17 protein-coding genes are annotated in these 17,556 nt (G+C 40.9%); 8 read left to right on the plus strand and 9 right to left on the minus strand.

All coding sequences use genetic code 11. From position 1 onward, the window contains the following. Positions 1-609 precede the first annotated feature (609 nt). A complete protein-coding gene (locus AB4135_RS21305) occupies positions 610-1,266 on the minus strand; it encodes a DUF2057 family protein (protein ID WP_371995432.1) in 657 nt (218 codons plus the stop codon). Between the two features lie 168 nt (positions 1,267-1,434). Here AB4135_RS21305 and AB4135_RS21310 point away from each other — a divergent pair, with 168 nt between their 5' ends. Together AB4135_RS21310 and corA are read left to right on the plus strand one after the other, a co-directional pair. Further along, entirely contained in the window at positions 1,435-1,800 is a 366-nt protein-coding gene (locus tag AB4135_RS21310) for a hypothetical protein (protein ID WP_371995433.1), read from the plus strand. Positions 1,801-1,905: 105 nt separating this feature from the next. Further along, positions 1,906-2,853, plus strand: a complete 948-nt coding sequence (gene corA, locus AB4135_RS21315) for a magnesium/cobalt transporter CorA (protein ID WP_371995434.1) — start codon at positions 1,906-1,908, stop codon at positions 2,851-2,853. A 16-nt stretch (positions 2,854-2,869) separates the two neighbouring features. On the opposite strand, the gene AB4135_RS21320 is transcribed toward corA, so the two are convergent. Beyond that, positions 2,870-3,208 carry a DUF3135 domain-containing protein gene (locus AB4135_RS21320; protein ID WP_371995435.1) on the minus strand — a complete coding sequence of 113 codons (339 nt, stop codon included), beginning with the start codon at positions 3,206-3,208 and terminating at the stop codon, positions 2,870-2,872. Positions 3,209-3,309: 101 nt separating this feature from the next. Next, positions 3,310-4,569, minus strand: a complete 1,260-nt coding sequence (locus AB4135_RS21325) for an HD-GYP domain-containing protein (RefSeq protein WP_371995436.1) — start codon at positions 4,567-4,569, stop codon at positions 3,310-3,312. Between the two features lie 121 nt (positions 4,570-4,690). Here AB4135_RS21325 and AB4135_RS21330 point away from each other — a divergent pair, with 121 nt between their 5' ends. Next, entirely contained in the window at positions 4,691-5,383 is a 693-nt protein-coding gene (locus AB4135_RS21330) for a 2OG-Fe(II) oxygenase (RefSeq protein ID WP_371995437.1), read from the plus strand. Here AB4135_RS21330 and AB4135_RS21335 read toward each other — a convergent pair. Further along, entirely contained in the window at positions 5,376-6,728 is a 1,353-nt protein-coding gene (locus tag AB4135_RS21335) for a sensor histidine kinase (protein WP_371995438.1), read from the minus strand. The genes AB4135_RS21330 and AB4135_RS21335 overlap by 8 nt on opposite strands. Then, on the minus strand, positions 6,719-7,393 hold the full coding sequence (locus tag AB4135_RS21340) for a response regulator (protein WP_220739817.1): 675 nt from the start codon (positions 7,391-7,393) through the stop codon (positions 6,719-6,721). The genes AB4135_RS21335 and AB4135_RS21340 overlap by 10 nt, the downstream gene beginning before the upstream one ends. A gap of 273 nt (positions 7,394-7,666) precedes the next feature. Between AB4135_RS21340 and AB4135_RS21345 the strand changes: the two genes are divergently transcribed. Genes AB4135_RS21345 through AB4135_RS21355 form a run of 3 tightly spaced genes read left to right on the plus strand, consistent with a single transcriptional unit; the run spans position 7,667 to position 10,736 of the window. Beyond that, on the plus strand, positions 7,667-8,521 hold the full coding sequence (locus AB4135_RS21345) for a putative selenate ABC transporter substrate-binding protein (protein WP_371995439.1): 855 nt from the start codon (positions 7,667-7,669) through the stop codon (positions 8,519-8,521). A 3-nt stretch (positions 8,522-8,524) separates the two neighbouring features. Further along, complete coding sequence (locus tag AB4135_RS21350; RefSeq protein ID WP_371995440.1) at positions 8,525-9,220, plus strand: ATP-binding cassette domain-containing protein; 696 nt, start codon at positions 8,525-8,527, stop codon at positions 9,218-9,220. 7 nt (positions 9,221-9,227) lie between these two features. Next, positions 9,228-10,736 (plus strand): PhnE/PtxC family ABC transporter permease, encoded by a 1,509-nt coding sequence (locus AB4135_RS21355; RefSeq protein WP_371995441.1) that lies wholly within the window; start codon positions 9,228-9,230, stop codon positions 10,734-10,736. A gap of 84 nt (positions 10,737-10,820) precedes the next feature. Here the strand turns inward: AB4135_RS21355 and AB4135_RS21360 are convergent, their stop codons facing one another. Both AB4135_RS21360 and AB4135_RS21365 read right to left on the minus strand, forming a co-directional pair. After that, on the minus strand, positions 10,821-11,165 hold the full coding sequence (locus AB4135_RS21360) for a hypothetical protein (protein ID WP_371995442.1): 345 nt from the start codon (positions 11,163-11,165) through the stop codon (positions 10,821-10,823). A 286-nt stretch (positions 11,166-11,451) separates the two neighbouring features. Continuing rightward, a complete protein-coding gene (locus tag AB4135_RS21365; protein WP_371995443.1) occupies positions 11,452-12,177 on the minus strand; it encodes a hypothetical protein in 726 nt (241 codons plus the stop codon). A 509-nt stretch (positions 12,178-12,686) separates the two neighbouring features. Here AB4135_RS21365 and AB4135_RS21370 point away from each other — a divergent pair. After that, positions 12,687-14,258 carry an ATP-binding protein gene (locus AB4135_RS21370; RefSeq protein ID WP_371995444.1) on the plus strand — a complete coding sequence of 524 codons (1,572 nt, stop codon included), beginning with the start codon at positions 12,687-12,689 and terminating at the stop codon, positions 14,256-14,258. Further along, on the plus strand, positions 14,259-15,614 hold the full coding sequence (locus AB4135_RS21375; RefSeq protein ID WP_371995445.1) for a sigma-54-dependent transcriptional regulator: 1,356 nt from the start codon (positions 14,259-14,261) through the stop codon (positions 15,612-15,614). It begins immediately after the preceding gene. Positions 15,615-15,687: 73 nt separating this feature from the next. Here AB4135_RS21375 and AB4135_RS21380 read toward each other — a convergent pair whose 3' ends face one another. Both AB4135_RS21380 and AB4135_RS21385 read right to left on the minus strand, forming a co-directional pair. Then, positions 15,688-16,326, minus strand: coding sequence for a LysE family translocator (locus AB4135_RS21380; protein WP_371995446.1), 639 nt, complete (start codon positions 16,324-16,326; stop codon positions 15,688-15,690). A gap of 193 nt (positions 16,327-16,519) precedes the next feature. Then, positions 16,520-17,335: an AraC family transcriptional regulator gene (locus AB4135_RS21385; protein ID WP_371995447.1), complete on the minus strand. Its 816-nt coding sequence runs from the start codon at positions 17,333-17,335 to the stop codon at positions 16,520-16,522. Positions 17,336-17,556 lie beyond the last annotated feature (221 nt).

The following is a 17,556-nucleotide window of genomic DNA, read 5'->3' on the forward strand; positions in this document are numbered from 1 at the left end:
TCATTTCCAGGCGCCTAATACGAGAAAGCCCGTTGCTAACGCAACGGGCTTTTTTACGTCTGCAATTTGAGTTAGCTAATCATGGTGTTATAGCGCTCTGCATTACATTGATAGCGGTGTGGTCGATATGCCCATGTATGAGTAGGTCATTTCCAGGTGCCTGTTCTTATTAACATCGGTCTCGTTAAGAGAGTATTAAGCCCGTTGCTAACGCAACGGGCTTTTTTACGTCTGTAATTTGAGTCAGTTAATCATTTGGCTATAGTGCTTAGGGCTGCACTGATAGCTGTGTGGCTGATATGCCCATGTGTACACTTCGAGGATAATAAAGAGTAAGTTATTTACTGACGGCAATGCTTTGAAATAGAACAATATTGAGGCATTACTGAATCAATGACTTTAAGTGGGCACTTAGCTATCTTGACAATATCTAAGCTTTTAGAGAAAGTTAACAGCCTGGATTAGTTAGCGCTTTTAGGTTTTTCTGTTTGCGACTACAGCGGTGATTGAAGATCTATTGGTGTTATGTACACGAGGGTGGTAAATCTAAGTTGCAGTGGCACTAAAACCAATTAACCTTAAGTTTGTAGTGCCAGTATGGTATTGGTTTTATTCTTTACTGTTAATTTTCAATTTGAATGCTTTTCTAGTTTCTTCATCGGCTTGTTGGTACCAAAAGTCGAGCATCTGGCCAACATTTATTTGATCTGTTTGTTTGGGAGCATTAGCCTGTTTTGCAACGTTTTCAACCTGCTGTAGATTTGGCTGAACTTGAGTTGCTATTGGTGCAGCTAAAGCGCCTAACGCAGCCACTTGGTTACTACTATTGTAATCAAAGATCTCTTTTTCATAATCTCGGCCAAGTTGCATGCCATCTTTGATGAGCTTGTCCTGACGGAATGCAATATCGACTCCGGTTGAATCTTTCAGAGTTATGTTTGGATTTCGGTTAAAAGCATCTGCGGCGCTATTTGAACGTATTCTTGGTAACGTTATAGTCAGCTGTGCATTTTCAGCTGAAAATGTCATGATGACGACGTCAGAGCTAAATTGGGTTTGAGATCCTTGTTGTTGGTAACGACCGATATATCGCAATGCTAATTGGTTTTCACCGTTACCTAGCGATAATTTATCCGTACTGTTGTTCTCCTTACCGTTAACCAATATGAGTTCAGAGTTAGAGGGAAATGTAACCTCTACGTTGGCAAAAGCTGAGGAGTTTACGCAAATTAATAAAGCGGTAAAGATTGATTGGGTTAATCTCATAGAAAGCCTTTGTTTGAATTGATACCTACTTTATAGCAGAACGCATTTTGTTTTGCAGGTTCATCTCCAATTAATCAGCTACTGCGTTTAAATGCTTAGATATTATTAACAGTTTCAAACTGTGAATTTGGTTATAATGGTTTTTCATTATGGGTTTGGAGATTGCGCGTGCTAACAAAAATTCTTGTGACGATATTAGTCATAGCGGGTGCTATGTTTTATATTCGCCAGTCTAAAGTGAACCCCGCTAAAGAGCGAACTCAAGATATGGGACGGGGAATAATAATTCGCTTTGCTTTATATGCAATTCTTAGCCTTTCATTACTAGCAAGTGCTGGCTATTGGTACTGGGATTGGCAAGATGGTAATAAGGTTGTAAGTGTAACAATTGTGTCGCCTATGAGTGATGATACCGTTGTGTACCAAGTAAGAAAAAAGAATATTGCCAACAACGAAATAACAACAGTTGATGGAATAAAAGTCAGATTGTCTAATCAAGAGCGAATTATTGTCGCAAATACGGTACAAGAGTAATAATTGAGGTTTTTCTTTTAGTTAGCGCTTTGCGATATATCTTTTTAGGTTAGAATAGCCTCGTTTTTTACTCTATTAGTTGATTAATTGTATGAAGGAGGAGCTATGATAACAGCCTATGCCTACGAAAATCGTAACTTAACGATAAGCGAATTGAGCATCAAGGATAATATCCCTCCCGGCACACTGTGGTTAGATCTTTATAAGCCTGATGATAATGAACGAGAGTGGTTAAGTCAGTTTTCGGTTGAAGATGTGCCTGAAGAGGAAGACATTAACGAGATTGAGGCTTCAGCCCGTTTTTATCAGAATAAAGATGGATTACATATCAACTCCCTCTTTCCCCAACGAGCAGGGCAAGATGTCAAAGGTGTAAACGTCTCTTTTAATATCCGGCCAAACTTCTTGTTGACGATTAGAGAGGAGGATGTAGGTTTAATCAGATTATTGAGGAACTACTTGAGGCTCGGTCGTATTGAGGCTTCAACCCCGCAAGCATTACTCCTTGAACTATTTAATCTAAAAGTCGATTATCTTTCAGATCTAATTGAAGATGTATACACTGTGCTTGATAGTGTTAGTGAAGAAGTATTTAAAAATGAAGAGCTTGATGATGTCTTCAAACTCATTACCCGACAAGAAGATTCTAATGGCAAGATAAGACTAAGTTTGCTTGATACGCAACGTTCGTTACGTTTTATGCAGAAATATTATTGGGATAAACTATCCGAAGGCGAACTTAAAGATCTACGTGAAATGCTTTCAGACATTGAATCTTTGATGCCGCATAGTCAGTTTATTTTTGATAAGTTGAACTTCTTGTTGGATGCTGCAATGGGGTTTAGTGGGCTACAACAGAATAAGATTATTAAGATATTTTCGGTCGCAGCGGTAGTCTTCTTACCACCAACAGTAATTGCAAGTAGTTATGGTATGAACTTCGCTAATATGCCTGAGCTTGATTGGCAATTAGGTTACCCGATGGCTATTTTGATGATGTTTGGTAGTGCCGCAGGTACTTATTTATTCTTTAAACGCAAAGGTTGGTTATAACTAAAACAGCTCGCATCTAGCGAGCTGTTTTAGTTTCAGCATTTCGCTCAGTACTTGTAAATCTAAGTACGCTAGCTTTGTGCTGATAAAACTCTTCCGGCCGATTTAATATGTCATTAAGGCTAGATAGTTTTTGATACATCATATTGCTAACTACGTGGTAGCGTTGATAGGGTGTCTTACACAGAGAGAGCTTTTTTTCGAGATGGTCCAGTAAAGATATTAATTTGGGCTTACTGGTTGCAGCACTCTCATCTATGACTTGTTGATTTAACTTTTTCTGCAAAGCATCTAACTCTTTGGGATCGTTTTCCGCAAGCCAAAGCAACCTGTCAAAACTGGGTAATTCAGTCATAAAAACTTACTCCAATGCATTTATTATTAGATTAAATCTAGTAACAGCTGCGTAATAGAGCAAGAAATAGACAAGTTGAATCGCTATAAAATGGCTTTTCTCTAGTTGTCACTACCAAAAAAATAGCTAACTCTTTCCCTAGGGTTTAGGTACTTGAATACTTTTTCAGGAAGAGCTGCAGGAGGTAAACATCTAACAATTGTTATGCCTTCTTGTGCAAGTTCAACAATAGGTGCTTGTTCTTTAGGCACTAATGCATCGTAAACTAAGATCCTTGGCAAAAGTAATTGGCTTACATTTACAGACATGACCATACCGTATTGACCTGAAGAAAGTTCAACAATACTGCCAGGTGGATAAATCCCCAACATTTTTACCATTCTACCGACTATGTCGGGGTTTAATTGTGATTGATAATGCTTGTACAGGTAGCCAAGAGCAGAAAATGGCGTGCGAGCTTTTCTGCTTCGATCTGAATGGCAAAGGTTATCATAAGTGTTTACTGCGGTGACAAGCTGGCTTAGCTTATCAATTTCAGGTTCTTTTAGCCCTTTGGGTGTACCAGAACCATCTAGAAACTCGTGATGGTTCAATATTATTGGTAATGCTTCAGCTGGGAAGTTATCAGCAAGTTTCAGTAATTCGACACCCATCGCTGGATGTTGATTGATAAAGTTTTGCTCTGCTTGCGTGTGCGGTGTGGTTTTTCTCATTAGTTGAGTAGGCACTTTCAATTTTCCGGTGTCGTGAAATAGCGCGCCTAAGCCAATTAGCTCTATCTCATTACGTGTCCAACCTAGCTCTTTTGCGATTAACATCGATAAGACAGATACATTTAGAGAGTGAAAGTAAATACCATCGTCATTTTTTGAGTCTGACATTAAATGCAAGACTAACTTATCTGATGTTAATAACTGTTCGCAAATATTATGGATCAGCTCTTTTGCATCGTTGACCGCATTCAGGGGGCGATTGCGTAGTTTACCCATTAAGCTTCGGATCATCGCCACTGAACGTTCAAATTGTTGTTCAGTTTTCTGTAAATGGCGTCTCAAACTTTTGTGAGCTTCAATACTTTCAGCTTTTTGTTTGTTAAGTTCATCTGAAAGTTTATCCAAATCACTTTCTACAGCGTTCTGTTTTGGGGCTTGAGCATCTTTAACGCTTAAGATCGGCGTATCGCTGCGTTCAACGATAACGAATACATGTTCAATCCCAAGGTTCTTAATGAGTTCAATTTGAGCTTGTTGCCGAATTTTGAAGCTACTGAATAAGAATGGATGATCTTTCCATGAGATAGGTAGTCTTATGAAGTTACCGATCTGTAGCTGCTCCACTGCAACTTTACAACTATTTGGCATATGTGTTTGTGTGATTCTTCCTTAATTTGCTATTTTAACGCAACCTGTATAATTTACAATTGCTTAACTCATATGTTTACAAATATGGGAACTCAAACAATTACAGTTTTAAGAGTATCAAATGGATTTTATTGAAATATACCCTAATGCACTTCCCGATGAACTTTGTGATCAACTTATTAGTGCTTTCGATAGCCACCCTGGAGTTTTAGCTGGTAGCACAGGTGGTGGCGTGGATATTGAGAAAAAGCTAAGCCGCGATCTGATGCTTGATTCACATGAAGACCTAACAACACTTAAAAATAGCTTGCTAGGTTATACGCTTTCTCATGCTGCTAATTACTTCAATAAGTATTCGATGGCACTGATGGGGGCTGTGTCCGTGGGCGTGTCGAATGAAAATGGTGAGGCTGTAACGCTAAAGCCTGATAATTACGCAACGTTAGGCGAGCCGAGAGCGGAGGCGATTGTTAAGTACCTATACCGAAGCGGCAGCATCAATATCCAGAAGTATGATAAAGACAAGGGGGGATACCCGCACTGGCATTCAGAGCAATTTCCGCAATTAAATCATAACGAAGCCTTGCATCGAGTCGTATTGTATATGTTTTACTTAAATGATGTGGAAGAGGGCGGCGAAACTGAGTTTTATTATCAAGATAAAAAAGTGAAACCTAAAAAGGGCACTATGGTGATTGCGCCTGCAGGATTTACCCACTCACATCGTGGCAATATGCCAAAAAATTGCGATAAATATATCGCAACTTCATGGATAATGTTTAATCGTGCCGAGCAACTGTATGGCGCTAAATAGGGATAGAGATCCTAAAACAAGCTCCCTCTAATTCCGACGTCTCAATGCTGAGACGTCCACCATAGCTGATAACTATCTCATTGCAGACAGCTAGACCTATACCTTGTCCCGCTTTCTGGGTATCAGCTCTTACTCCGCGCTGAATGATATTCTGTCTGATACTTTCATCAACGCCTGGGCCGTCATCTTCAACTAATAACTCAAACTCGCCGGCATCGTTGTAATAAGATGATACTCTTACTGTGGTGATGCATAACTTGAATGCATTCTCCATCAAGTTGCCACAGAGCTCCATTAAGTCGCCTTTATCACCTGGAAATACATGTTCTTGCTCAATATGAGACTCAAAAATCACCTGTTTGTCTCGATATACTTTAAATAGCATTTGCGCAAGCTGATCCACAAGCGGGGCGATTAGAGTTTGCTCTTGCTTTAACCCTTTTCTTCCTAGCATTGCTCGCTTCAATTGATATTTGACCAGCTGATCCATTTGGCTAACTTGTTCCATTATTTTTTCGCTAGTCGCCTCTTTATCTAATGTGGCGTCATCAGTAATGGCATGCACAGCTGCCAGGCGAGTTTTAAGGCTGTGGGCCAAATCATTCATCGCGTTTTGGTATCGCTGTTGCTGTGCACTTGATTGTACTAAAAGCTGATTAAGCGCTTGCGTGACACCTTCTAATTCAACGGGGTAGCCCTCAGAAAGAGTCTTAGATTTGCCACTGTTTACCGATTGTAGTTCATTTCTAAGTTGCACTAAGGGACGCATTCCCCAATAGGCAGCACTGATCAATAATACTAGCGCTAGTGCGAGTACGAAACCTAAACGTATATAGGTTCGACGGCTAAACTTACTGTATTCTTCTTCAAGCTTTTCGGCATCTTTCAGTACCAGCAAATTATATTCACTGCCTGCGATATCTAATGAAAGTAAGTAAACAAAATAGCCACGTGTATCCGCTAAAGAAAGGTAGTAAGGCGGGTTGCTATCACGGATCTCATTGAATCGCTCACAAGTATCAAATAGACCGCGGTCAACAGCCATTGAAGATGTCCATACCTGGTTAAAAGTGCTATCACAACTGGCAATAATATAGCGCTGGGAGGCATTGTTTTCTGCTAACCATTCGTCGCTATTATCCGGGAGAAGATCATGCTCTCTAAGTTCCGCAGCAACTTTAGGGATCTCTGCAATGAGTTGAGACGTTTCTTCGTTGTAGCTATTTTGTGCGTGAAGGATATTGACCATCCACGCTAAACCAAAGCCCACTAGAGCAATGATTGATAATGAGGTGAGAAACATCCGCGTTAGCAGACGTTTCTTAGGCTTAAAGTTTAGCTGCATGGCAGGTTAAATTTATAGCCTTGACCACGGATGGTGGCGATAGGATTTTCCAAACCATCTTTAGTCAGTTTTTTGCGTAATCGGCTTACCATGACTTCAATAGTGTTAGGGTCGCCTTCTTTGTCGCCGTAGATCACGTCGAGTAGGCGCTGCTTTGCGACAACTTCATGGCAATGGCGCATTAAGTATTCGAGAATGAGGTACTCAAATGCGGTGACTTCCATCGGTTCTTCATTCATTGTGACTTGCTTTGCCGCTAAATCGATCTCCAGGGCACCACTGGTTATTTTAGGCTTAACAAAACCGGCACTACGTCTAACTAGTGCATCAAGTCGAGCAACGAGCTCTTCTTTCTGGAAAGGTTTTACTAAGTAGTCATCGGCGCCAGCATTGAGGCCCTCAACTTTGTCCTGCCAATTAACTCGTGCTGTCAAAATGAGTACAGGTGCTTTAAGGCCGTTATCGCGTAGGCTCTGAATCAAACTAATGCCATCTTGATCTGGGAGGCCAAGGTCAACAATAGCAACATCTATTGGATAGTTTGTTGCTTGATAAAATCCCTCTTTTGCTGTTAATGCAACCTGAACTTGGTTTCCTAGTTCGCTCAATTGCACTTTTAGGTGGTGAGATAGAATCGGATCATCTTCAACAACCAATATTCTCATAGTCAAATATCCTTGAATGCGATAAAGATTAGTTTACGCAGAATTATGCCAACTGCCAACTAAGTGTTTCAATTTGCGTAGGAGTTTACGCTTCAATTACTTAACCTTTGCTGAATTGTGTCGTCATTCAGCTTGAAAGGCAGATTGATCGTCGAAAATAGAAGCGCGGTTATGTCTTAATCCGTAATTATCTAACACTTTAGCGACATAATTCTGGGTTTGTTTACCCAATTTGGTTAAGATCCGTTAAATTTTTGTCAAATCAGGCTGATTATGTTTGCGTTTAAACCCCTTATAAGTGTATTTCTCTTGCTTGTCGCGCCAAGCGCATTAGCTGCTACCTTTACATTTACCGCTATTCCTGATGAGGATGAGAGCCAGCTGCGAACTCGCTTTGATAAAGTTGCGGTGTATTTAGAAGAGAAATTGGGCGTAGAAGTTAAATATATCCCAGTAAAGTCATACTCTGCAGCAGTAACAGCATTTAGAAACAATCAAGTACAGCTGGCATGGTTTGGTGGCCTTTCAGGCGTTCAAGCTAGGCGACTCGTTCCTGGTTCTGACGCGATAGCCCAAGGTTACGAAGACCAGTTTTTTAAAAGTTATTTTATCGCACATCACTCGACGGATATGCTAGTTAACGATAGTTTTCCAAATCTTAACGGCTACACCTTTACCTTTGGTTCGAAAGATTCGACCTCGGGGCGATTAATGCCGCAGTTTTTTATTGAACGAAACCTGGGTAAACGACCGGAAGACATTTTTAAGCGTATTGGATTCTCTGGAGATCACAGCCGCACTATTGCTCAAGTCCAAGCTGGAGTTTATCAAGTAGGGGCTGTAAATTATAAAGTGTGGGAATCGGCTGTTGCAGCCGGAAAGGTTGATTTAAAAAAGGTTGACGTTATTTGGGAAAGCCCTACATACCCTGACTATCAGTGGACAGTAAGAGAGGGGGTTGATGACGCTTTTGGTGATGGTTTTAAAGCTAAACTATCGGCCGTATTATTGGAGATGAACGATCCAGAGCTTCTAAAAAGTTTTCCTCGAAAATCCTTTGTGGCCGCTGATAACTCTGATTATGAACCTATTGAAAATGTAGCCAAAACTATCGGGTTAATTGACTAGTTGATGCTAAAAATATGTGATTTTTCCCTTAGCTTTGGCGATAAAAAAGCACTCGATTCTATCGATCTTTCAATAAAGGCAGGTGAAAAAGTTGCTGTTATTGGCAGCTCGGGTTCTGGAAAATCTACACTTATTTCTCATATTTATACTCAGTTGCATGGGAGCGCTGCATACTGCTCTCAGCAACAGGGCTTAGTAGAAAGCTTGAGTATATTCCATAACATCTATATGGGCGCGCTTGGTCGAAACTCTGCATTTTATAATCTGTTGAACTTACCATTTCCATTTAAAAAACCGCTTGAAGAAGTCCACATCATAGCCCAAGACCTAGAGCTAGATAGTCCATTATCGCAAGCCGTTTCTAAGCTTTCTGGTGGTCAGCGACAGCGAACAGCAGTTGGCCGAGCTTTATATCAGCAAATGCCGGTTTTTATTGGTGACGAGCCTTTTTCTGCTCTCGATCCATTTATGAGTAAGCGCCTGATTAAGCATGTATTACAGCAACATGAGTCGGTTATTATGGTGCTGCATGATATGAATATGGCGTTGGAGTATTTTGACCGAGTGATTGGCTTGCGTAACGGTAGAAAATGTATTGACTGCAAGGCTTCTTTGCTGACGATTGACATGCTGCAAGACTTTTATCAAGATTCTATGAATCAAGAGTTTTTAGCCAGTAACTCAACAATCGTTGAGTGAACATTTCATGAATAGACATGAACCACGATGGGCATTTTTTGGCTATTGGCAGCGAGTCTCGTTGGTTTTATTAATTATTACACTCGCATGCTTTTATTGGGCCGATACCGAGATCATCGCGTTAGATCCATGGAGTGAGCTTAAACGCATTGCTTTTGGGTTTCTCTCGCCAGATTTTTTAGCAACCGAATACCTGTTGGAAGCGGTATGGCAGACGATAAGTTTTGCCTTACTCGGTGTCGCCACAGGACTATTGCTAGGTAGTCCAATTGCCCTCATTTATAACAAGCCCATAGTGGCGGCAATTTGTGCTTTTATTCGTTCTATCCATGAGTTGTTTTGGGCATTACTATTTTTACAAGTCTTTGGCTTATCTCCTTTAACTGGAGTGTTGGCGATCGCTCTACCTTATGGCGCAACGTTTGCTCGAGTTTTCAGTGATATTTTGCAGCAAGCGCCAGCCTCTACATTGCAAAATTTACCGTCAAATACAGATAAAGTCAGTCGCTACATATATGGCCGTTTTGCTCATGTCTTTAATGAAATAAAAGCGTATGTACGCTATCGATTTGAGTGTGCCTTAAGAAGCAGCGCGATACTTGGATTTGTAGGAATGCCGACACTGGGTTTTTATCTCGAATCTGCGTTTAGGCAGGGGCACTATCATCAAGGAGCTGCGCTCCTTATTCTGTTTATTGTGTTAATAGGTACAATCCCTTATTGGTGCCGCGCTAAGCTATTACCTGTATATTTTTTCGCTGCTATGTTGTTATTACCTGAAGTAACGACTATCGCTAGTTCGCTCGTTTGGCGTTTTTTGAGTGATGATATTTTACCGCCGATGTTCCAAAGCCATAGTGCAGATCTGATATCGACTGATAAATGGGTTTTGTTTGGGGAGTGGTTTTATCAGATTGTCACCGAACAAGCCTTGCCGGGTGTGTTGGCGACATTGTTACTTGCTGTGGCAGCATTAGGTGCTAGTTACTTACTCACACTTTTGTTAACAGCCATTAGTTTTAAACCATTAACAGGCTCATTTCTAGCGGCTACGAATAACGTTAACCTACTTATTTTAAGGTCAATTCCTGAGTATATATTTGCTTATATTTTCATGCTGTTACTGGGACCATCTATGCTACCGGCTATTCTTGCTTTGGCCATTCATAATGGTGCCTTAATCGCCTATTTAGTCGCAAGGCAAAGTATGTCGACTACGTATAGCCAGCATTTTAACGGTAAATTTGATGGTTATGTGTATGATATATTGCCTAGAATATACCCTAATATGATGGCATTACTCTTCTATCGATTTGAAGTTATTCTGCGGGAAACTGCGATTCTAGGGATGTTGGGTGTGGCGACATTGGGCTTTTATATCGATAGCAATTTTTCAGAAATCCGCTTTAATGGCGCATTGATATTGATATGCGTAACAGCACTGCTGAATATTTTTATTGATATCGCGAGCAGAAGATTGCTCGCGACTCACTCTATATCTGATAAATCTTGTTGAACCTAGCTATAGGCTAAATATCTATATTGCTAAGTTTTTGCTATTCCCTTAAGCCCTGCATTTTCAAGTCTGGATGGGCTAAAGCTAATTGAAAATTCGGCGCTGACTGCGGCTATGTACAATGCCATTGCCGCACCACGCTGCAAATAAGGTAAACACAACAACACTGACCATAATAATACTTAGTCGATACCAGGGCGCTTCTGCAAGTATGCGCATTTGAACATATTCAAAAGCACTTGTTCCCCAAACTAGGAAGGCAGAAACCACTAGCGTCAATTGTAATAAACGAGTCACCCATGTTGCTCTAATGAATAGTAGAGCGGGTGCGATAGCGTAAGCTATGCAAGCCTCTGTTTGCCCAAATCGAAGAAAATGTGCGCCGAGCAATAAGTATGCAAGACTGATAAAAACAATACGCCACCACATAGATCTAACCCTTGTTGAACTCAAGTATCCGAAGAGGATACGGTAAAGTTAAACAAGTATTCTATCGACAGCTTCACAATTAACAAATTAATATTTGTTAAGACCACATGTTATGTGCAGAAATAGTGAACATACTCCTTTTTATATCAAGGTAATACCAATCATTGTAATCGGTATAAAGGTTTGCTCGCTCCCCGAGTGTTTTGCCGCGTCGAGACAAGGTCATGACCTTGGATTTGTTTGCCTAAAACACATTGGGGAGATCACTTATTGATTAAAGTGAGGCTTACTTAGCATCTTTGAGTGCAGAGATGAGCTTTTGTTTGTCCTCTTTACTCAGCTCAATGTGGTTAATTAAGCTGAGAATATGTTCGGTAGTTTGTTCATCTTCATCATTGATGATAATAAACTTGCCATGTTTTTCACTGTCGCCAAAACGCATAACCTCTAACTCTGTGATTTGTTCAGTGATAAGCTCAATATCATCTGACAGAGATTCAATATGAATTTCAAAGTCGCCTTCATTTTGCTCGAATAATCTCTCTATTTCGAGTGCTTTGGCCTCAAGCTCGCCAGACTTAGCTTCAATTTTTACCACATGAGCTTCAATTTCGGCCGTCTTCCCATCGAGTTGTTGATACAGTTTTTCTAGTTTTATTTTTATCGCCTTATCTTGCTTGGCATCAATGATAAAAACATTGTCTTTGGTGGGTTGCTGCATACGAGACAAAGTACGTGTTAATAGTGCTTGGTCTTCTTTTGGCAATACACTTAACTTTTCTTTGAGCACATCTTTATCTTGTAGCTCTTGGGGTGTAAAAGCGAGTTCATGTTGTTTGCCATTGGATTTTACCGTGACGTGGGTTATGTCGTTTTCATCGGTTTCAATTTGAGTCGTAAATACTTTCTTATCGGTTTCTGTTAAGTCGATTTCTGTCGGAGCAGCAAAAGTGCTACTTTGGAAAGCTAAGCCGCAAGTTAATAGTGCACATACCAGTAAGTTCTTTTTCATTACTTTTTCCCTTAATTCAATTTTTAATATTGTGGCTCTTAAAGCTGCCACAGAGTGCTTTGCTTAATATCAAAGTTGATATAGCGAGGATCGTGCCAACTGCTTCAAGTGCACTATTCATGGCTTTTTTACTATTAAATTGAGGAGTAACTCTCTAAAGAGTATCGAGATTTCCCCAAAAGGGCTGATGACTTCCCCATATGGGGATTTTTTTATTAAACGTGATAAGGTTGATAGCAAATGACGGCTTGTAATGCGGTGATCCGTTGAGGCTTTGTTGTTTTCAAACTGGTATTAAACTTGTATAGCTAGAAAGCTGATAAGAGAACTTCTTAATATGGATGTATTGAAACTAACCAGAAAGGCCGCGCTTTTTGGTTAGTTTTACTGCGTTGTGGGTTATTGGTGGAGCAGGATTAAATCGCATAGCCTAGCCCTTGTTAAAATAACCAATAAACTGCGGCAAAAACAACTGTGAAAGTTCAAGAGCCCTAGGTAAAGAGTTGACTATGTCTATTAAGCGTTATGTTTTTCTGCTGTTTGGAGCACTTATTTTGATGCTGGCGATTAGTCAGCTTTTTGTGGCTCAGTATTTTAAAACACAGCTTCAACAAGAATTGGAGCAAAGCTCTAGATCATTATCAAAAAGTTTGGTTAGTGTGGTGATTCAAAAAGCATCCGATATTGATAACTGGGAGTTTTCACCATCGGATAATGTAGAGTTTATTGAGGCTGAAGATAGCGAGCAATTTGTCATCGAACTTGATGAAGATATCGCTGACTTAGATGTAGAAATATCTCAGCTTGCAGAATCTCTGGCGGAGATCGCTGCTAACGCTACTCCTGCTGTTAAAGGAGGTGCCTACCAGAAGCAGCAATTGGCGCTGCAAGAGAAAGTGCAAGCTTTGCTAGAGAAAGAGCGGCGAGATATTGAAGGAGAGCGAGAAAATCTGCAACAGTTAAAGATAGAGGCCGCCAAAGAGTATCAACAGCGGATCGAAGAAAGCCTTAATAGTTTCGAGGTTGATACTGATGATTGGCTGCAGGCAGGTAGAGTCATGATTGTAGAGGGCGATACTGATGACGGAGTGGTTGTTCGAGAGCAACGTAGTATTGAATTACCCAGTCAAGGTGCCAATCATCTGCTAGAGCGTTTTAGTGAATCAGTGTTGCTGGTGATCTTACTCACAAGTATTATGGCGCTAATATTAGCCTATTGGTTAAGTCATCACGTGACAGAGCCATTAAGCGAATTGGCTCGTGGCCATAAGAAACTAGGTGAAGGTCGTTTTGGCATTCAGCTAAAAGAGCAGGGAGTAAAAGAACTTAAAACGATCATGAGTGGCTTTAACCGCATGAGTCTTGCACTAGAAAGTTGGAAAAGAAAAGAGCAGCAGATGTCACAGCAACAGCATCTAGCAGATCTTGGCCAAATCACTAGGGGAATTGCCCATAGCTTGAGAAATCCATTACACACCTTAGGGTTGTTGTCTGAGCAAAGTATCTATAGCGAGTCTCAAGATGATCGTGACGCCATAAATCAAAAAATGCAGAAGAAAATCGGCTTAATGGATAAGAGCATTCAGTCATTATTAACCCTCTCTAGTCACGAGGTGCAGCGAGACAACTTAGTCCCACTGAACGCTATCGTGCAGGATATTCTACTTGAACTGTCAATTTCAGGACTAAAACCCAAAGTGATTTTTGATGCAGATAAAGTGGTAGCTGTTCATGGCGCAGAATCAGAGCTTAGAAGCATTGTACATGCGGTGTTGGTTAATGCGGTTGAAGCCGACGTTAATGGCACGCAGATTAAAATTGAATTGAGTCAAACTGAAAGTAACAGAACTATCGTGATTACAGATTGGGGCAAGGGGATCGAGGCGTCTATTAAAGCGCAGATGTTTAAGCCACATATATCAACTAAAGCTGAAGGTTCCGGGATGGGGATTTATATCGCTAAACGACTCATTGAAAGTCACTATGGTGGCGATATACTTTATCAAGATAACCCTGAAGGAGGCACCATCGCGACTATTTTGTTGATCGATTTCTCACACCATACAACGGAGAGTAAATAGATGAGTCAACGGCCTTTGCGCATTCTTGTGGTGGAAGATGAACCTGATCAGCGCTCATTAATAAGCCAAATGTTAGCAGCAAACAACTATCTCGTTAGTGAAGCTGCAAGTGTAGAGCAAGCTATTTTATCTTTAAAAGAAAGCGTGCCCGATTTGGTTTTTTCCGACTGGAAGTTGGGTCAATTATCTGGCATGGATTTGCTGACTTACGTAAGGCGGGAGCATGCAGATTTAGGCTTTATTATTGCGACAGCCTACGGCACTATCACTCATGCGGTAGATGCGATGCAAGCGGGTGCCGATGACTACCTCTCTAAACCCTATCAGCGCCAATCACTGTTTATGGCAATTGAAAAGGTCGCTAAATCGCTAAAGCTTAAGCAGCATAATAAGCGTTTAGCGTCTGAGTTATCACAGCAGCAGGAGCTGGTGGGCTTAGTGGGTAAAGCGCCCTGTATGCAAAAGGTGTATACCCGAGTGCAGCGCGTCAGTGCGACTGATGCCACTGTACTTATTGGTGGTGAAAGTGGCACAGGTAAAGAACTTGCAGCCAGAGCTTTGTATCAATTATCACCAAGGCGAAATAAACCTTTTATTGCTATAAATTGCGGCGCTATTCCTGAAAGCTTGGCTGAGTCTGAGCTATTCGGCGCTGAGAAAGGGGCATTCACTGGCGCTACCAGTCAAAAAATTGGTAAATTGGAAGCGGCAAACGAGGGCACCATCTTTTTAGATGAAGTGGCTGAATTACCTTTACTACAACAGACCAAATTATTGCGATTTTTACAAGAGGGAGTGATCTCTCGACTAGGGCAAAATAGTGAAATTAAACTTGATGTCAGAGTTATTGCCGCAACACATCGAGATCTCAAAGTTGAAGTTGCAGAAGGACGATTTCGTGAAGATCTATTCTATCGCTTAAATGTGGTGCCAATTGAAATGCCGCCGTTACGTGATCGGCAAGAAGATATTGGCAGATTGATAGAGCACTTTCTAAAAATTCATGGTGGACAATACGGTCTGGAAGCGGTGAGCTTAAGTTCCACCACCATGAAAGCACTGTTAGATTACCCTTGGCCCGGTAATGTGCGTGAGCTATCTAATCGTATTGAGCGCTTTGTATTGCTCGGAGATGAAGAAGAACTTGTCGCAGAGCTGACTCAGAGTCCAAGTATTATTGATGCTAAACAGTTTACTCTGCCCGAAACCGGCTTTGAATGGGAAATATTTGAAAAGGATTGTTTGCAGCAAGCGATGCAACGTCATCAAGGTAATCGTACTCGCGCGGCAAAGCAGTTAGGTCTGTCTTATAAAGCATTTCTATACCGTTTGGAAAAATACCGGCTAACTGATTGATGATAAGCCAGGTGATAGCGCTAATTATTGAGTGCACAAATAAGGATTTGGCACTCAATGATGATTGCGATTTTTATAAAATAACTCCAGATATAATCACTAATGCGACGCTAATAAACACACAGCCCGTAAGTAAGTTTATTACCGGCGTCGCTCGCTTTAGCTTTATCTGTATTCGAGGTTTGGTGAGTACCATAGCAATAAAGCTAAACCAGATAACAGAAAGAGTGAACAGTAATACCGCGGCAGCACTTTTAGTGGAGAGTGACACTTGCGGTGTGATGAGTGTTGAAAACAGGGTGATAAAAAACACTAACGCTTTAGGGTTTAACAGATTGGTGTAAAGCCCTTGTAAGAAGCCTTTTTTAACACTTAAGCCTTCGCTTTGTTGTATTTTTTCTAAGGCAACAGGATCACGCCAATGTGATAAAGCTGCGCGCGCAGCGCCAACCCCCATCCAAGCAAGATAACTGGCACCAATAAGTTGTACCAGTATAAATAACCGCTCAGAGCTATGAATTATCAAACTTAATCCGGTCAGACTAAGAAGAGTGTGAGCGAGGATTGCGACAGAGATCCCAACTGCTGATGCCATCGCAACAGCTCTGTTTTCTTGAGTCGATAGTTTGACGACCAACGCAAAGTCTGGGCCTGGGCTCGCTAAAGCAATCGTGTGGATCAGTGCGAGGGAAATGAGTAATTGAACATCCATAAACAGTTTAAATCTCAATTGTAAGAAAGGGAGGTATCATTGTTAACCCTGATTATTACTTAGTCCCGCTAATATTGATTGTAAAAAATTGCAGTGACCGCAATAGCCTTTGTCTTACTGAAGCCCTTGTTTAAGTCGCGGTGGTAATAGCTTGGAATACAGGCGTATATCTTAACGCACTTTAGACTCGACGTTATGTTTGGCGTTTAAACATTGCTGGAGTGGTTAAATAGGCATGTTTAAAGGCTTTATTGAAATGACTCTGGTCAAAAAAGCCGACTTGATAAGCTGTATCACTGACGCTTTTTCCACTTAACAGCGCCTTCTTTGCATATTCTAACCGCATCCTTTTTAAATAAGCATGTGGAGTCATTCCAGTCGCACTTTTAAATTGTCTTAAGAATTGAAACTTGCTCAACGCGAGAGTATTCGCAAGAGAAGCTAGATCAAAATTAGCACCTATATCATCGTGAAACAGCGATTTAATTGTCTCTAACTGCGCTGTTGATAAACGGTAATGTTTTGGCTGCGTTAACGGTGCTTGGTTGTTTCTGGTAAATAACTCAGTCATAAAAGCCATTAGCATGGTTTCAGCTTGTAAGGAACTGACGTAGTCATTAGCAAGGGTTAACTGGTTATGTACCATGAGAAAATAACGATACAATTCGCTATCAGGGTAGAGTGGTTGATTAAAGAATAGTGGCTGCTTAAATTCTGCTTCAAGGTTTTTTACATAGTGAAGTGGCAAAGACATGACATGCGCCCTGTAGCCACTGTCTAAAAAACTAAAACCATTATGGCTTTCATCTGGGTTTAAGGTCGATATTTGCTGAGGGCTCAAACGATAACTCGATCCCTTATGGCGATATTCTTGGCAACCGTAATCAACGACACCAAGATGGTAATCTAGGTGTACGTGCTGCTCGAATACAAAATTGTTGAAGCAAGCTTTGCTAAGCTCCATCTCTTTAACAATTTGTGGGTGCCAATACTTAATCGTGTCTTGCATGCCAATGTTTACTGATAGGAACGAAAAATTCAGTCTATCTTAGCTGTGAACCCTAGGACTAGTAAATAATTGCAATCAGTATAAGAAGTTGATCTACTCAGAGCGTTTTTGGCAAGCTAATTCAAGGCGGATAAATGACATAATGGTTGTTCCCTTATGAGTTTATTCAACACAGAAGTAGCAAGCCAAAAACACTCCTTTAGGCGAGTTTTAGCGGCTCT

This window comes from Shewanella sp. 10N.286.54.B9, from assembly GCF_041468565.1.
Classification (GTDB): Bacteria; Pseudomonadota; Gammaproteobacteria; order Enterobacterales; family Shewanellaceae; genus Shewanella.

Coding starts and splice junctions, on each gene's coding strand:
- AB4135_RS21305 (WP_371995432.1), bottom strand. CDS start 1,266: ATGAGATTAACCCAATCAATCTTTACCGCTTTATTAATTTGCGTAAAC.
- corA (WP_371995434.1), top strand. CDS start 1,906: ATGATAACAGCCTATGCCTACGAAAATCGTAACTTAACGATAAGCGAA.
- AB4135_RS21320 (WP_371995435.1), bottom strand. CDS start 3,208: ATGACTGAATTACCCAGTTTTGACAGGTTGCTTTGGCTTGCGGAAAAC.
- AB4135_RS21325 (WP_371995436.1), bottom strand. CDS start 4,569: ATGCCAAATAGTTGTAAAGTTGCAGTGGAGCAGCTACAGATCGGTAAC.
- AB4135_RS21330 (WP_371995437.1), top strand. CDS start 4,691: ATGGATTTTATTGAAATATACCCTAATGCACTTCCCGATGAACTTTGT.
- AB4135_RS21335 (WP_371995438.1), bottom strand. CDS start 6,728: ATGCAGCTAAACTTTAAGCCTAAGAAACGTCTGCTAACGCGGATGTTT.
- AB4135_RS21340 (WP_220739817.1), bottom strand. CDS start 7,393: ATGAGAATATTGGTTGTTGAAGATGATCCGATTCTATCTCACCACCTA.
- AB4135_RS21345 (WP_371995439.1), top strand. CDS start 7,667: ATGTTTGCGTTTAAACCCCTTATAAGTGTATTTCTCTTGCTTGTCGCG.
- AB4135_RS21350 (WP_371995440.1), top strand. CDS start 8,525: ATGCTAAAAATATGTGATTTTTCCCTTAGCTTTGGCGATAAAAAAGCA.
- AB4135_RS21355 (WP_371995441.1), top strand. CDS start 9,228: ATGAATAGACATGAACCACGATGGGCATTTTTTGGCTATTGGCAGCGA.
- AB4135_RS21360 (WP_371995442.1), bottom strand. CDS start 11,165: ATGTGGTGGCGTATTGTTTTTATCAGTCTTGCATACTTATTGCTCGGC.
- AB4135_RS21365 (WP_371995443.1), bottom strand. CDS start 12,177: ATGAAAAAGAACTTACTGGTATGTGCACTATTAACTTGCGGCTTAGCT.
- AB4135_RS21370 (WP_371995444.1), top strand. CDS start 12,687: ATGTCTATTAAGCGTTATGTTTTTCTGCTGTTTGGAGCACTTATTTTG.
- AB4135_RS21375 (WP_371995445.1), top strand. CDS start 14,259: ATGAGTCAACGGCCTTTGCGCATTCTTGTGGTGGAAGATGAACCTGAT.
- AB4135_RS21380 (WP_371995446.1), bottom strand. CDS start 16,326: ATGGATGTTCAATTACTCATTTCCCTCGCACTGATCCACACGATTGCT.
- AB4135_RS21385 (WP_371995447.1), bottom strand. CDS start 17,335: ATGCAAGACACGATTAAGTATTGGCACCCACAAATTGTTAAAGAGATG.